Annotated in this window: 10 protein-coding genes; 3 read left to right on the top strand and 7 right to left on the bottom strand. The window is 39.5% G+C overall.

Annotation, left to right across the window (positions count from 1 at the left end):
• Positions 1-382 precede the first annotated feature (382 nt).
• Positions 383-1366, top strand: coding sequence for an FKBP-type peptidyl-prolyl cis-trans isomerase (locus tag LDB17_RS04550; RefSeq protein WP_252637214.1), 984 nt, complete (start codon positions 383-385; stop codon positions 1364-1366).
• Positions 1367-1520: 154 nt separating this feature from the next.
• On the top strand, positions 1521-2177 hold the full coding sequence (gene bamE, locus LDB17_RS04545; RefSeq protein WP_252637215.1) for an outer membrane protein assembly factor BamE: 657 nt from the start codon (positions 1521-1523) through the stop codon (positions 2175-2177).
• A gap of 77 nt (positions 2178-2254) precedes the next feature.
• Here the strand turns inward: bamE and yidC are convergent, their stop codons facing one another.
• Positions 2255-4207, bottom strand: coding sequence for a membrane protein insertase YidC (gene yidC / locus LDB17_RS04540; RefSeq protein ID WP_252637217.1), 1953 nt, complete (start codon positions 4205-4207; stop codon positions 2255-2257).
• A gap of 26 nt (positions 4208-4233) precedes the next feature.
• A complete protein-coding gene (locus tag LDB17_RS04535) occupies positions 4234-5847 on the bottom strand; it encodes a CTP synthase (RefSeq protein ID WP_252637219.1) in 1614 nt (537 codons plus the stop codon).
• 285 nt (positions 5848-6132) lie between these two features.
• Here LDB17_RS04535 and LDB17_RS04530 point away from each other — a divergent pair, with 285 nt between their 5' ends.
• The gene (locus LDB17_RS04530; protein ID WP_252637220.1) at positions 6133-7338 is read left to right on the top strand and encodes an FAD-dependent oxidoreductase; all 1206 of its coding nucleotides are present in this window, start codon (positions 6133-6135) and stop codon (positions 7336-7338) included.
• A 64-nt stretch (positions 7339-7402) separates the two neighbouring features.
• On the opposite strand, the gene LDB17_RS04525 is transcribed toward LDB17_RS04530, so the two are convergent.
• From LDB17_RS04525 to LDB17_RS04505, 5 genes are all read right to left on the bottom strand, one after another.
• Positions 7403-9655, bottom strand: coding sequence for a GH92 family glycosyl hydrolase (locus LDB17_RS04525; RefSeq protein WP_252637222.1), 2253 nt, complete (start codon positions 9653-9655; stop codon positions 7403-7405).
• 128 nt (positions 9656-9783) lie between these two features.
• Positions 9784-12639, bottom strand: coding sequence for a sugar-binding domain-containing protein (locus tag LDB17_RS04520; protein ID WP_252637223.1), 2856 nt, complete (start codon positions 12637-12639; stop codon positions 9784-9786).
• A 264-nt stretch (positions 12640-12903) separates the two neighbouring features.
• The gene (locus LDB17_RS04515) at positions 12904-14034 is read right to left on the bottom strand and encodes a PepSY domain-containing protein (RefSeq protein WP_252637224.1); all 1131 of its coding nucleotides are present in this window, start codon (positions 14032-14034) and stop codon (positions 12904-12906) included.
• 188 nt (positions 14035-14222) lie between these two features.
• Positions 14223-16610, bottom strand: coding sequence for a TonB-dependent receptor (locus LDB17_RS04510; RefSeq protein WP_252637226.1), 2388 nt, complete (start codon positions 16608-16610; stop codon positions 14223-14225).
• 143 nt (positions 16611-16753) lie between these two features.
• The coding region (locus LDB17_RS04505; RefSeq protein WP_393924911.1) for a ComF family protein at positions 16754-17106 on the bottom strand (353 nt) is incomplete at its 5' end.

The raw sequence follows: 17106 nt of genomic DNA, 5'->3' as shown, positions 1-17106 counted from the left end.
AAAATTTTCAAATATCTTTTGTGGTAAAAAGCCCTTCATTTTTTTGACTTACTCCCACCCCAAAATTATTCGACATAAGAGAGCCTGTCAAAAGGACGCGCAAAGGTAGTAATTAGTTTTCAAGTTTTTACAATAATTGGGTAATAACTTTGTTTTAACTGTCTTATAAAGGCTAGATAGTGATATAAATAGAAGGTCTAAATTCGATATAATTTTGTAGTATAGCTCTCTTTTTGTTGGTTCGGATACGCCTGTGCATAAATATTTAACAAAACTAAAGCGGTTGTCAAATTAAAGAATAAAAATGCTATTTTTGTAGCTTGATGTAAAAAACACATTTTCAGAAACTATAAAATCGCATATCTATTAAATTTGAAATAATATGAAGAAATTTTTACTTTTCTCTTTTGCTTCTTGTGTCATGCTAAGTCCAATGGCTTTGTCGGCACAGAAAAAAACTTCGGCACAAAAGCAGCCTCTAAAAGCAGGTGTTGCAGCGGCGAAGCCTGTTCTTAAAACAGAGATGGACTCATTGTCTTATATGTTTGGCGCCAGTCTTTACGAGCAAGGATTGTCTATGTATCTACGCCAACTTGGTGTGGTTGCCGATACTACAGGAGTGGAGTCTGCAATGAAGCGTGATTCTATTTTAAACGCTAATAAGAATAACAGATCTGAGTTTATTGCAGGGCTAAAAGCAGGATTGGATGCTCCTGAGGAAAAAAATGCATACAACACAGGGCTTTCGGTAGGGGGGCAAATCCTGAAACAAATGATGCCGGGGCTTTTGCAGCAGATGTATGGTGAAGGGTATACAGAAAAGTTTAACAATGATGCTTTTGTGTCAGCGATGTATACTGCTATGAGTGGCGGTACTTTTGATATAGAAAATCCGGCAGAAGCATTCAACGAAAAAATGCAGGATGCTCAAGCTAAGATGCAGGCAAAACAAGAAGAGGCACAGAAAGCTCAGTATGCCGATCAGATAGCTGAGGGCGATAAATTTATGGAAGAAAATAAGGCGAAAGATGGGGTTGTGACTTTACCTAGCGGCTTGCAATATAAGGTTATCACAAATGGTACAGGAGAAAAGCCAACCGCTACGGATCGTGTGAAAGTTCATTATCACGGTACATTGATGGATGGAACTGTGTTCGATAGTAGTGTGGAACGTGGGGAACCGACTGTTTTTGGCGTTGGTCAGGTGATAAAAGGATGGACAGAGGCTTTGGAATTGATGCCGGTTGGTTCGAAATGGATTCTGTATATCCCTTACGATCTTGCTTACGGAGGAAGAGATGCAGGCAAAATCAAACCATTCTCTAATCTTATATTTGAAGTAGAGCTTCTTGAGATAGAAAAATAATTTCTGAGAAATTAAGATATAGAAGGTCGCTTTGTTTAGAAGGCGACCTTTTTACATCCTATTCTTTTTGATGTATTTAAAGAACTCTCAGACTCAAAATATTGTTTAATCTATTATAAGTATTAATGATAATAACGAAACAAAACTATTAAAGATGAAAAAACTGATTTCGTTTTTGATTATATCTGTTGTATTCATCTCTTGTGGGATGTTTAAGACTCTTGATTTAAGTAAATTGAGAACGGGTATGACAAAAGAGCAGGTGGTGCAAGCTGTTGGTGACCCTAGCCGAATATTAGCTGTGAATAATACACAGAATGGATATCAGGAGGTTTTGGAATACAGAACCCCAAGAAATGAGGTTTATGCTTTGGAATTTATTGATGACTATCTTGTAGGGTATGAATTCTTATACGAGGATGTTGAATATATAGCTCCGGCTCCTCCGATGATATTACCGGACTATGGCAGACCTATCTATATCGATCGTCCTAGTCGTCCAAGCAGACCTAGTCGCCCTAGCCGTCCTGAGATAGATCGTCCCGGAAACTCAAGCTCCGGTCGTCCTAGTCGTCCGGGAGAAGCAACTCGTCCCGGAAATTCCAGTTCGGGTAGACCTACTACGCCTAATGAGCCAACAAGACCTGAGCGTCCATCGAACGAACGTCCGGCAGCAAGACCAAACGAAAGTACTCGTCCATCTGCATCTAGTAGCGGAAGACCAACCAACACGAACGATAAGAGTAGTGGAAGAAGTGCAGAGAAAAAAACAGAAGAAAGTAGCTCTTCAAGAGCAACAAGAGAAAGATAATCTAAAGATTCCGGATACAAATAAAAGAGACTGATTCTGTATAGGAATCAGTCTCTTTTTATTTAGTGACGTTTATATTATCTTTTCTTCTTTGTACTGTTCGATTTGTTTCTTTCGTTCAGCTGTTGCTGTTGTATACGTTGAGCTTCTGCCAGACGTGCCATAAAGCCAGATTTCTTCTTTGGCTTAGCTTTGTTTGCTTCCAACTTAGCTAATACTTTTTCTTCGTTGATAATGTAACGGAAAGCAATAGTAAGCAATATTGTAATCAATAATGAAAGGAAGTAATAGTATGTAAGTCCTGACGGATAGTCATTCAACATAAACAAGAAGATAAGCGGCATCAGATACATCATCCATTTCATACCCGGCATCTGCTGTTGTCCGGTGTTGGTCATCTCCATATTGAATTTTGTATAGACAATATTTGTAATGGTCATCAGAATACAGAATAAACTGATATGAGTTCCAATCAATGGGATATGATTTTTCCATTCAAAGATGGCATCATAAGTCGATAAGTCGGTAGCCCACAAGAAGCTTTGTTGACGCAGCTCTATCGCATTAGGGAAGAACGAGAACAAGGCGATCAATATAGGCATCTGAAGCAGCATCGGTACACAGCCACTCATCGGATTGACCCCCGCCTTACTATAGAGAGCCATTGTAGCCTGTTGTTTTTCCATTGCCTGCTCCTGCTTCGGATATTTCTCGTTTATTTCTTCTACCTGAGGGCGTAAGACACGCATTTTGGCAGAAGACATAAATGACTTGTATGTCAGAGGGGAAATTACTAATTTAACAATGATTGTTAGTAGTAAGATTACAATACCCATAGATAGTCCGGTATTGCTCAATAAATTAAATATAGGAACTATAAAGTATTGATTAACCCAACGGAATAAAGTCCAACCCAGTGGAACCAGTTTGTCTAAATCCAGTTCTTTGTTTGCGTCTTTAACATTACTGTCATAGTTCTTCAACAAAGAGTAAGACATTGGTCCTAGGTAGTAAGAGAATCCTGCCGTGATGCTCTCTGGTGTTGCTCCCGGTTTTGCAGGTACATATAGTGTTGCTTCAAAGCTTTTCAGGTACTCGCTGTTTTCGTCCGTTTGCAAAACTTTCGAATTAAGGAGAGCTGTCTCTATTTTGTCGTCAGCAATTAGGATTGGAGCAAAGAACTGATTTTTGAAGGCGATCCATTTTGCAGGCTCTTTAACTTCTATTTCTTCATTTTTATCACTGCTCATTTCCTTTACATCACCACCCACATATTTGTAAGTGAGGTGAGAATAACGCTGTTCGTTCTTTACGCTTTTCTCTTGTCTGCGCATTCTCTGTGACCACTTCATCTCGAATATATCGCTATAAGTACGAGCTAGCATCGGCTGCATGCCTACCATATTGATGTCGTATTTCATCATGTAGTCGTCATCAGCCAGTTTGTACACAAAATCGATATACTGGCTGTCTGAATATGCATAGCGCATGATCAGCGAGTTGTCACCTTCTTTTTGTATAGGAGTAAATATCAATTTGCCTGTACTCAAAACCTTCTGTTGCTTGTTGGTCAGCAATAAGGTAAAGTCGGCATCATTGTTGAACAGGTAAAGAGAGTCGGTATTCTTCTTGTCGTCTCTGTTGTAGCTCATGTAGTCCTTGAGCTGAACACGAACCATTCTTCCCCCTTTGGTAGAAAATGTAGCTTTTAGTTTGCTGTTTTCAAGGGTTATGAATTGTTCTTGTTTTTGTTCTGCTGATGGAAGCGAGTCTGTAACTGCTACAGTAGAGTCGCTTTGCTGAGCCGAAGCACTGAAGAAATCATCAATCTTCTCGGTCTTTTTTTCAACTACAGAGGTGTCTATTTTATTTTCTTGCTCACGTTGCAGAGTTTGAGCATATTCGATAGAATCTTTTATGCGCTGTTGCTTCTGGCGTTCGATGTCTTCCGACGAAGGCCTACTCAATAATGTGAATCCAATAATTACGGCTGCGATCAGGATAAACCCGGTAATCGTATTCTTGTCCATTTATAATTATATGTTTTATTCCTTTCTTATTTTTTTTCTTTATTCTCTACGACGGCTTTTATAAAGCTTAAAAACAATGGATTGGGTGAAACGACCGTGCTGTTGTATTCCGGATGGAATTGTACGCCTAAGTACCATTTTTTTCCGGGAATTTCTACCACTTCCACAAGATCCATTTCCGGATTGATTCCTGTGCACTTCATTCCATTCTTTTCAAAGTCTTCTCTGAAATCGTTATTGAATTCAAAGCGATGGCGATGACGTTCTTCTATCATCTTTTTGCCATAAGCTTTGTATACAAGAGAACCTTTTTCCAATTCGCATTTATATGCTCCAAGACGCATTGTGCCACCCATATTGGTGATATTCTTTTGCTCTTCCATCAGGTCTATCACCTTAAATGGAGTATGATTATTCATCTCGGTAGAATTGGCTTCTTCCAGACCCAGCACGTTGCGAGCGAATTCAACAACCATGCATTGCATACCCAGACAAACTCCAAATGTAGGAACGTCATGTTCGCGGGCATATTTTAATGCATGGATTTTACCTTCCATTCCTCTTTGTCCAAATCCCGGAGCAATAAGTATGCCATCCATTGATGACAGTGTTTTCTCTATATTCTCTTCGGTCAGTTTGTCAGATAGTATAAAGTGGAGGTCGAGCTTATGCTCGTTATATGTTGCCGCTTGCAGCAACGATTCGTTGATAGATTTGTATGCATCGGGTAGCTCAACATACTTACCTACCAGTCCTATTTTAATTGTACTTTTGGCATGTTTTTTCTTACTTAAGAAGTCACGCCAAGGTTGCATTTCAGGTTTTTCTCCTATTGGCATTCCTAATTTACGGAGAACTATCTCGTCCATATTCTGTTCCTGCATCTTGAGTGGAACTTCATAAATAGTAGATACATCGACAGACTGTACCACAGCGTCTACTTCTACATTACAAAATAGAGCAACCTTACGCAATATATCTTTATTCAACGGATGTTCGGTACGCAGAACAAGCATGTCAGGCTGTACCCCTTCCGATTGTAATTGCTTTACGGAGTGCTGTGTCGGTTTTGTTTTCACCTCTTTTGCTGCTGCAATATAAGGAACATAAGTAAGGTGTACACACAGGCAGTTTTTGCCTAGTTCCCAACGCAACTGGCGTACGCTTTCGATAAAAGGAAGTGACTCTATGTCACCTACTGTACCACCAATTTCTGTAATAACAAAATCATAGTTGTATTTTGTGCCCAACATTTTGATGTTGCGCTTAATCTCATCTGTGATATGAGGTACGATCTGAACAGTTTTACCCAGATAATCACCTTTTCTTTCTTTGTTGATCACATTCTGATAGATACGTCCTGTGGTGATGTTGTTATCTTTATGTGTAGGCTGATTCAGAAATCTTTCATAGTGTCCCAAATCGAGATCGGCTTCATGTCCGTCAACGGTTACATAGCATTCGCCATGCTCGTAAGGGTTTAGTGTACCGGGGTCGATGTTGATGTAGGGGTCTAATTTCTGGATAGTTACTTTATAACCTCTGGCTTGTAGTAGTTTACCTAGTGAGGATGCTATAATACCTTTACCTAAGGAAGATATGACTCCTCCTGTAACAAATATATACTTCGTATTAGCCACGACTTTACGTTTTATTTTTTTAGACTCTAAAAAGAAAGGACAAAAGTAAGAAAAATATTTGGATACTCATTGCAAAATAAGAGTAGTCGAATCCTTAAAATGAAAATAATTATTAAAGAATTTATCTCTTTGGTTTTGACTTGCAGTCTATTAGCTGAGATGAAAAATGCCTAAAGTATAAACAGGTAATATTGAATAGCTTTTTTGAGGGTATGGTTAGAATGTAAAATATCTTTATTTCATACATTCCTTGTATATTTGTATAGAGTAAAAAAAATGAAGAGCATGAGCCAAAAAGTATATGATTGTATCGTTGTAGGAGGAGGCATAAGTGGGGTTACTTTTGCACACTATCTGAAAAAAGAAGGTAAAGCCGTATTGGTCTTGGAGAAAAATAAGAATACCGGAGGGCAATTGCAGACAGGACATCTTTCTGTTCAACCAGACTTCTGGTACGAGCTTGGGTCTCATACTTGCTACAATTCATATACCAGCCTGTTATCTATCGTGAAAGAAATACGAAGAACAGACATAATAGTTCCTCTCGGAAAATTCAGTTATGTGCTCTATACTTCGGGTAAGATAAAAAGTATTATGTCTGAAGTATCCAAGCTATCATGTCTACTTCACTTTCCGAAGTATTTCTTTTCAGACAAAGCAGGAAAAACTACCCGCGAATATTTTCGTCCTATCGTAGGGGCTTCTAATTATGACCGGCTCTTTACGAATGCCTTCAAAGCTGTGATCTGTCAACCGGCGGATGATTATCCTGCGGAAATATTTCTTAAGAAGAGAGACAAAAGAGAAAAGGAAATTTCACGACGTTTTACATTCAAAGGTGGCTTATCGTCCTTTATCAATGCAGTAGTAGAGAGCGGAGATCTTGAAGTCAATACTTTAAGTGAAGTGATTGATATAAAGAAAGAAGGCGATGTCTTTTTGCTTTCAACAGCAAGCGGGCAAATCTTTTATGCACGAAATATTGCTATGGCGGCAAATCCGAAAGTGAGCTCTAGTATGCTTAAGAATATAGAACCCGAGTTAGCCAGATTGTTATCCTCCATCCCGATATTTGCTTCCGAATCTTTGAACATTACTATAAAGAAAGATAAAATAGAGCTGAAACAAATAGCAGGTATTATTCCTTTGTCAGACGACTTCCTTTCGGCAGTATCCAGAGATCTGATAGAGAATGACGAGTATAGAAGCTTTACTTTTCACTTTGAGAAAGGCAAAAAATCAGAGAAAGAAAAGCTGGAGCTAATATGCAATGTATTGAATATTCACCAATCTGATATAATAGAGATTTCATCCATAGAGCATAGTTTGCCTGCAATGCGATTGGAGCATTTGCATATGGATGAGAAAGTACAAGCTATGCGAAAGAACAATAGTGTTTATCTGTTGGGCAATTACTACTACGGTTTGTCTTTGGAAGATTGTGTGAACAGGTCTAAGAATGAGTTCGAGAGATTTAAGAGCAACTTATAATTCTTTATAAATCTAAAGGGAGTGAAGAATATCCTTCTTCACTCCCTTAGAATGATATTGTATCTTATTTACTTGGTTTCAGTATATAGGTAATTTCTTTAGCTCCTGTCAACGCTTCATGAGATAGAGCATATCCATTCAATGTTTTGCCGTCAACTCTCACTTCTTTTATATAATTTGCCGCTACATCCTGAGGTTTAATCACATTAATAACAACCTTATCCGACTTATAGTACTTCGGATCAAGTTTGATTGTTATTTTGCTGAATGTAGGAGTCGTCAGTGTATAGTCAGGTTTTCCCGGACATTCGGGATACATTCCCATCATGCTGAATACAGCCCAGCCCGATATAGTACCTGTGTCATCATTGCCCGGAAGTCCTCCCGGTGTATTTGTGAAATGCTTGGCTAGTATCTCTGTCACAAGCTTTTGTGTACGCCATTCTTCTCCTTTGATCTGGCTAAACAGGTACGGATAGTGTATGTCAGGCTCATTTGTTACATCGAAATAACCATTATCGAATACAGCTTGTAGCTTATCTACAAAGCTTTTCTTGCCTCCCATCAGCTTGATAAGTCCCTGTATATCGTGCGGAACAGCAAATGTATAATTCCACGCATTCCCTTCGTGGAAACCCGGATTAGGTTCGAAATTCGCACCTTGTAATGGGCTGAAAGGAGTTAAGAATTCTCCGTTAGGCAAGATTGGTCTGAATGTACCATATTCTTTGCTGTAGTAATGCTTATAGCCTAGCGAACGTTTATAAAACTTTTCTGCATCTTCTTTTTTGCCCAAAGAGTTTGCCAATTCGGCTAATGTCCAGTCTGCCATATAATACTCTAAGGCATGAGAAACTGAATTGTCATATTTTTCTCTTAGTGGCACATAGCCCAGTTTCATATAATCATCATTATCGGGACGAAGTAAGTTTTGAGGTCCCGGAGTAGTTGCAGACTTTATGAACGCCTCGTATGCTGTATTGATATCAAAGTCTCTTAATCCTTTCATCCATGTGTCTGTAATTACAGGGATGGCAGGGTCTCCTTCCATTGTTAGCGATTCGCGAGAATATAATTCCCACTTTGGCATCCAGCCCGACTCTTTATACATATCTATCATGGTGCGTACCATCTGCAACTGACGATCGGGATACAAGAGGGTCATCATCTGGTGCAGGTTGCGATAGGTGTCCCACAATGAATATACGGTATAGCGGTTTTCTTTCGTTGTTTTTATCTCCGAGCTTTCCATTGCCGGGTATTGTCCGTTTACATCCTGTAAGATATTCGGGTGGATAAGCATGTGGTAAAGCCCTGTGTAGAATACTACCTTTTGGTCTTCCGAGCCTCCTTCTACAAGGATGCGTGAGAGGTCGTCGTTCCACATTTTGCGTGCTGCAAGACGGATAGCATCGAAGTCGGGTTTTGGTTGTTCCTTTTCGAGGTTCTGGCGTGCGTTTTCCATGCTTACAAAAGAAACTCCCATTTGCACTTCTACCGTTTCTCCTTCTGTGCAGTCGAAAGTGAAGTAAGCTCCTACATCATCGCCGGCTATTTCCTTTTCGTATTTTGTATAAATCTTATATGTTCCTGCATCTTTGTTCCAATCTTTTTCCCAGTCTCCTCCGGGGCGTTGGAATTTCCAGTAACCCGATTTTTGTGGGGCTTTGCTTACACGCATCACAAAGTAAATAGGAAATACAGCTTGATTTTGAGTATAGCAGAATGTTCCAAGTAGTTTCGTTCCCTCTATCTCAGTATCGTTTACTTTACGAACCATTGCGCCTGTTTCGTTTGTGAGACCTTCTCCTAAATTGAGCAAAATGTGATTCTGACCTTTAGGGAATGTGAAACGAGCTATACCTACTCGAGGTGTTGCACTAACTTCAGTTTTGATATTGTACTTGGTCAAGAAATTAGTATAATATCCCGGTGTTGCTTTTTCATCTTTGTACTTACTCCCGTATTTTTTATAATCTACTTCCAGTTCGCCGCTTATAGGCATCAAGAGTAGACTACTCATATCGGGGCATCCCACACCACTGAGGTTGACATGCGCATAACCCGTAAATACGCTATTGTCGTACGAATAGGGAGTAGACCACCATCCGGTGTCTTTGTCCCTTTTGTTTTCGGGCGAACCCATCACGTTGAACGGTGTTACCGACATAAATCCTTGAGGACACATCGCTCCGGGGTTCGTTGTTCCGTAGTTTGTTGTTCCTATAAATGGATTTACATAGTCAACAGGATCTGTTTGAGCAGACAGGCTGGCTGTTACTAGTGCTATGCTTATTGTTAATAGTATTCTTTTCATTTGTATGTTTTTTTGTTACACTGGGTGACAGGGTATTATCTAAAAAAGGTGACAAAAGTAACAGGTTTTCACTCATTCTTATTTGTCACCTTTTGTGTTACATTTATTATCTGATAATAGATAAATTACTATTTACTTTTTGTATTGTAACCTTCGGCTACGATGCTGTAGTTGGTGATACTTTTAGGTATATCCAATTCTATTAATCTTTTTTCGCCACCTAGCAGGTTGATATATCCATCAGAGAAGTAAGCAGGGAGTAATATCTCTTTAGAGTTTTTGTCTACTACATTTAGTTTTACCGCAACTGCTAATGTTTTTGATGGATTTGATACCTCTACCCATGTTTTACCTTTGTTGCTGATGGTTTTAATAGTTACAGTTGTTGACGGTAACGTATTTATGGCTTCGTATGATTTTTTATCTCCATTTGTCATCCAGTAATCATTGATTGATAGCACTTTCCCTTTTGCATCTTTTAGTTCAAGGCGTGCCAGATACAACTGAGGTAAGTTATTTCCTTTTTCGGGAACAAAACATTTAGTTGCTGAGTTTGCTTTTGCGTCTAATTTTATATTCTTCTTATATAATTCTTTTCCTTGAAAATCGATGAAGCGCAGGCCTGCTGTTACAGATTTATAATCATTCAATGTTGTATTAATAATCATAACATCATTTTCCGGTAAATTCATTTGTATGTGAATAGGCTCGCATGCTTTTTTTGCTCCGAAATAAGATCCCGGTGTTTCGTAATCGTAAGTATATGTTTGCCATATCATACTTGGCCATGCCGGATGGCTCATCCAAAGAATAAGTCCTGTGGTATTGTTCCACATCTTGCTGTTCCAAGCTTCGAGCATATTGCGCCACGCATCGTAGGTTACAAATTGCGATTTGCGTGAAAAATCTTCCATGCTTTCTGCTTTTCCATAGCGGTCGACTGCATTGATAAAGTCTCCAAAATTCTGAGTTGTATGATGCAGATCATGATAAGCCCATACATCATTGATAGGCCACTGGTCTTCCGGTGCAATAAATTTACGGATTGTATTTGCCGTAGGGATTGCATAGCTTCCCATTTCGGTATTAAATCCTTTCGCATTCTCGGTGTAATATTTAGATGGGTCTTTGAAGTATCCCCAAGGGCCGCTTGTTCCCATATTCAAGAAACGGGATTGTCCGTGATAATGGCGGGTAGGATCTTCTTTTGCCATCATTATAGAGATGCTCTCTTCTAATTGCTTAGGAGCAAAGCCTTCGTTGCGAGGACACCACACTGCTATAGATGGGTGGTTGCGGAAGCGGCGAACTGCATCTGTCGCATTTTTTACAAAGAGGGGGAAGTCGCTAGGTTCTACCGTGTCGTCTGTTGTAATCCAGAAGTCATTCCATACAAGCATGCCGTATTCGTCGCACAATGCGTAGAAATCCTCTTCGGTTGTTTCTCCTGTCCAGTTGCGAATAATGTTGAAGTTTGCATCTTTGTGCAGTCTGATATATGGTTCAAGACGTTCTCTTGATACACGTTTCATGCCATCGTCCATACCCCAGTTGCCACCACGGCAGAAAATTCTTACTCCGTTTACTCTTATCGTAAAGAATGGCCCTACAGGATCATCGCTCGATAGCGGTTGCAACCCGGAGGTGTCTGCATCCTTAGCAATAGTAGGTAGGTTGTTGTCTTTGGTGAATGGAGTGCGATTGATGTAATCGAATACCGGCTTTCCTTTATTTACTGTTTCATTCGGAGTATAAAGAACACGCTTGTTTTGGCTGTTGTCGTTTACCATCAGTTCGTACGACATTTCTCTTATCCCAAATTTCAGGGATTTTGTGTCTGACACTTTATTGTTTGCCTGTACGGTTAATTCCAGATTATATAACTCGGGTCTTCCGTAACCGTTTGGCCACCACAAACGTGGATTTTTTATATTCAGTTCTTTAAACTGCTCTGGGGTAAATGTTATCTCTTTTTCTTCGTTCGCAGCCAACGTAAAAGGTAGCGATATGTTTATATTTTCAATTTTTGCAATTAGTGTACCATTTACAGTTTTAGAGGTAATATTTTTTACAATATTCTTTATTGATATTTTAGCCTGTGTAGTATCGGGAAGTAAAATATCTGTGGTTACAAGAGGATCACCGATAATGATATCGCCCCCGGCTTTTAGTCTTACATCTTGCCATATCCCTGTGTTGCGGTCACGTATTCCGGGAATCCAGTCCCATCCTATCGAAGAGATAAATGTTGGTCCGTCTGTGCTGAGTACTCCTCCGTTTAGTCCCTGTCCGGCAATCATAGATTGTTCGTGAGGGATACCCGGATTGTGTGGAGGAAAAACATGAACAGCAAGGATGTTTTCTCCATTTTTATTTACAAGGTCAGTTATATTAAACTCACTCCGGATAAAAGCACCTTTCATATCTCCCAGGCTTTTTCCGTTGAGGTATATATCCGCTTTGTAGTTGATACCATTGAAAAGTAAACGTAGTTGGTTGCCGTCAATATCTTTTGGCACTGTAAACTTACATCTGTACCACCAGTCGGTGCGACTTAGCGATTCCGGTATATTCATATTATTCAGCCCGAAGTAAGGGTCTGGATACACTCCTTGATTGACTAGAGTGGTAAGCACTGTACCCGGAACAGTTGCATTATACCATGCAGAAGTGCTGTATTGAGGGTCGAAAATAGATTTGTTCGACGCCATTGCTGTTTTTCCGTCTGTCATTTCCCATCCGTCCGAGATAATCCATTCTCCGCTTTGTACAGGGACAAGGGTTGTTGGTATATTCCTTTTTGCGACTCTTTCCGATGTTTGAAAGGGAGCTTTTCCTTTAGGTAATTCAGATTGGGGTTGTGGTTGCTTCAAGCCTGTCCAGAGTTGCCCCGGAATAAAATCTTGAGCGTTGATTTGTACCAATGACATTAGCATTAATATCATCAAACTTACATAGAATTTCGAATGTCTTTTATTGAACATAAGTAAGGTATTAATAGGTTATAAATTATATTTCATCATTATTTTAGAGGATAAGATCCCTCAATAAAGCAATGCAATATCTCTAGTGTGTCGGAATAATGCTATTCTAAATAATAACAATTAGAAGTGCTCTTGCCCTAGTGTACAAAGGTAATATTTTTTGGTGATGTGTAGATCAGTCATTTATATAATAATAGTAAAATGGATGAAGAGTGAAACAAAAAAGGGAGTAATTCATATTACTCCCTTGTCGAAATTATGCAATTAAGCGATTTTTATTTCTTTTCGTTTCCGTACCGTTTTTTTGTTTTTTCTTTTCACAAAAAAGATGTAGTAACCTGTGAGTGGAAGGCTTGCCCCGATAAGGGCGAATATGCAGGTGAATATTTTTGACCATATTCCCCAATAGTTTCCTACATGGAGTGAATACACCCAAGCCCATATTTTGGTGGTGCCTTCCTGATCCTTAAATAAGGTTGTAGCGGTGATCTCTCCTGTTTTCTTATCAAACTTGTATTGGTCTGTAGCTCGTGATGTAACAGATGATTTCAGGTGAACGGCGGCAGAGCCGTCTTGCACCCGTATATACTCATAATCAGGATTTGATGTCTGTAAAGAATTGAATACCGTTTGCCAATTAGCTACATTCAATTCTTTCTTTTCTTCTTGTTGTCCGCCACGACCACCGCCACGTGCACCTCTTCCGCCTCCATGTCCTCCGGATTCGGCAACTTCCACGCCAAAGAGCCTGAACAATCCATTCCGATACCATTCGAACGACCAAACCATACCTGTGAGTGCACAGATGAGTAACACCAAACAAGCATATACTCCGAGTACATTGTGCATATCGTAGAAGAGGCGTTTACGCCCTTTTCTTAATTGAATTTTGAAGCGGCTTCTATTCCATCTTTTTGGCATCCAGATAATAACTCCCGAGATGAGAATGAATACGAAAATGAGCGTAGAGATTCCTACCGTATATTTACCCCATGTGCGGCTGCCATCCATTAACCAGCGGTGTAGTACCATGATGGTATAGAAAGAGCTTTCCTGAAATTTATACATTCCTGTCATTTCTCCTGTATACTGATTTACAAATGCGGTAATTCTGAATCCTTCGGCTAAGGTCATACGGTAAGTGCGCTTGGGGTCGTCCGATATCTGTACACTTGCTACAGAATTACTATCTAATTGAGCGTTTACTTTTGGGATGAGCTCTTCCAACGGCATAGGCTTTTCCTTTACCTCATCTACAAAGTAGTGAGAGGGATTGGATAGCTCTAATATTTCGTCCTGAAAAACAAGAATAGCTCCTGTTAGGCAAACGATTGTTATTATGATTCCTACAGGAAGAGAAAGCCATTTATGGAGTTTTTTTAAGAATGGTCTCATATACTATTATTAAGCGTTTATAAAGAAAAATTCCGGTGAGTTAGCACTGCTAAGACACCGGAATCAAACTATCATCAAAGTTAAGTAATTCTTTAAACTATCATCATTACAAAGGTCGGTGTTTTAATACTATCTTACAATCACAATAAATGATGATATTTGTGTCGTTCAATCACAACAAATAGTGATTAAAAGCGATAAGATACTACTCCGGCAAAGTTGCGAGGGTCGATCTGGTTGATGTAGCCTCCACGAAAATATGAATTGTATCCAAGCTCGTCAAATATATTATTGAAGAACACACGTGCCGTCACTTTCTTGTATGTATATGCTACCTGTGCATTTACTGTTGTATAGGCAGGCATATCAAATGGTTTTACACCAATCGGAGAGCCATGTCCATCAGGAGCAAGACTGTACTCATTAACAGGGCGTTTTCCTACATAGTATGTACCTACTCCGATGGATAAACCTTTAACTGCTCCTCTGTCAACTGTATAGTATATCCATCCGTTAGCTGTATGCTTTGGTGCATTCATCGGAGCTGAGCCGTTTACATACGAAGGGCTGTTTGCATATCTGGCATTCAGGTAAGCATATCCTAGCATTACTTGCAGGTTGTTTAATATTCGTCCGTTTAGTTCCACTTCTATACCTTCTCTTTTCAATGTTCCTGCTTTATAGTAATAGTTGGTTGGGGTATTCGTACCTTCTATATATGCAGCATTGGTCAGGTTTTCTGTTTTGATGTTGAAATATGTAAAATTGAAGCGCAATCTGTTGTCTAACCAGTCCGATTTGAATCCTACTTCCCATTGTTTTGTTGTCGATGGACCCGCCTGCGTTACGCTGTCGGTTAGGATTTGCGCTGCAGATCTCAGGCTGGTACTGGTGGTATAAGATCCAAATATGTTTACATTCTTGATAGGGGTAACCATCAAACCTAACATCGGATTCCATGCGTCGCCAGTTGTTGTTCCTGCAGTAGCGTTGATCGTAGAGATAGAGCTGTAACGAAGACCAAGTATAACTTTAAGGTATTCATTTATTGTCATCACCTCCTGTGCCATGATTCCGTACGTTGTATATTTAGCCTGTACGGGATCTCCGGCACCTTTCAATGCCAGTTTTGAGGGAACACTATTTGGTATTTTATTAGCCAATACATCAATTGTATCTACGAGCATTGAGCCCAGGTTTGTTGTAGTGGCATCCGCAATTCTGTAGTCGAAGCCGACCTGGAATGTATGTTTTATAGAACCTGTGTATACATCCTTTCCAACAAAATCTAATTGGAAGGTTGAATTTTTATCGTCACGCAAATTACGTGAAATAGTCCGTTGTTTGATGTTGTAATCTGTAGGGCGACTTTTAACGGCACTTAATCCGGTGGAGGTGTTATCCACATTATAAGATGAATTGAAATAAGCAGCCCTTAAACTGATTTTATCAGCTAGTTGACGAGTGATACGTGCAGCATAACTTAAAGTTTTGCTGTTGGTATTATCTTCACTAAATCCTAAAAACTTACTGTAAGGCATATCATACAGAGCTTCTTTGTCCGCTCCTGCAAGATTTACTGTACTTGTTACCGGAGTTCTGTTTTCATTCATATAATCCAGTTCCAATGTTACAGTTGTTTTGTCATCCGGTCGCCATTCTAACGATGGATTGATATATACCTTGTTTGAAGATACTATTGCTCTGTAATTATCATCACGCTCATAAGCTCCGTTCAGACGGAAAGCGATTGTGTTTTTACTATCTAGAACAGTTTGTACATCGAATGTAGGACGAACCTGTCCCCAGCTGCCTACACGTACTCCAACTTCACCTCCATTTACAAATTTAGGTGTTTTAGTAACTACGTTTATAACACCTCCGGCATTACCTAAGTCAGTTATAACTCCTTGGGTGATAGCTGCAGACCCTTTTATCACTTGTATGCTTTCCACACCCATCATGTCAGTCTGTATCGAAGCGGTTTGGAACTGAGAGTCTGTTCTTACACCGTTCTTCAGAACCGGAATTCCGCGAAACCCGCGAAGTGACATACTTTCTTTTACGCCACCGTAAGAACCAAACAGTGTTACACCCGGCACATTTCTTACCGCATCTGTAATGGTAAGGGCTCCTTGTTCAGCAATTACCTTATCGGAAATTACAGATATACTTTGTATCTGTTCGCTAGGGCGCAATGGCATACGTGTGATAGCATCCAGCTTTTCAGGTTGCTTGTATCGTTCGCCGAATACTTCAATCTCGCTTAGGTTTGCATTCGAAATCATATCAAACTGGATATGAACTTCTTCATTATTTTTTAGGTCTACTTTCTTTTCATTGTTATTGTATCCTACAAAGCTTACTACCAGAGTAAGTTCCCTTTTAGGGAGGTTTGTAAATCTAAATTTTCCTGATTCGTCAGTAGATACGCCTTTTTGTAATTCTTTGATCGCTACAGTAGCAGATGCTATAGGATCTCCATTTTCGTCGAGTACCCTTCCTTTTATAACTTGAGCACTAACAATTGTAATGCCTATGATTAGAAAAAGAAATAGAGTAATGATCTTCTTCATAGTTGATATATATATAGTTTATACGTTAATAGATAAAATTATTCGAGGGCAAAGGTCTTTATAATTGTACTCTCGCACAATCACAATATATAATGAAATTTTAACCTGTATATAACAATAAATAGGGATTGAAGGCTCTGGGGCTAGTTGGCAGTTCCAACACTATAGATACTTATTTTACTATTTGTGCATTTCAAGATCTCTTTAGCACATGACTCTAGGGTCGAGCCTGTTGTAATAATATCATCCACTAATAGGATGTGTTTGTTGGCGAAGGTTTCCGGGGTTACCACGTGGAAGATGTCTTCTACATTCTTCCAGCGGTCGAAGCGGGCATTTTTTGTTTGTGAAGGATTATTTACTTTTCGTAGCAGAGTATCACTATTAATAGGTATCCCGGTAATGAGTGAAATCCCTTCGCATATTTCAAGCGATTGATTGTAGCCTCTTTCTTTTTGGCGCTTCGACCGCTGGAAGAATGTAGAAGACATCTTCC

It is taken from the genome of Dysgonomonas sp. Shenzhen-Wh21 (assembly GCF_043392705.1).
Taxonomy (GTDB): domain Bacteria; phylum Bacteroidota; class Bacteroidia; order Bacteroidales; family Dysgonomonadaceae; genus Dysgonomonas.
This window is presented reverse-complemented; position numbering and strand designations above follow the sequence as displayed.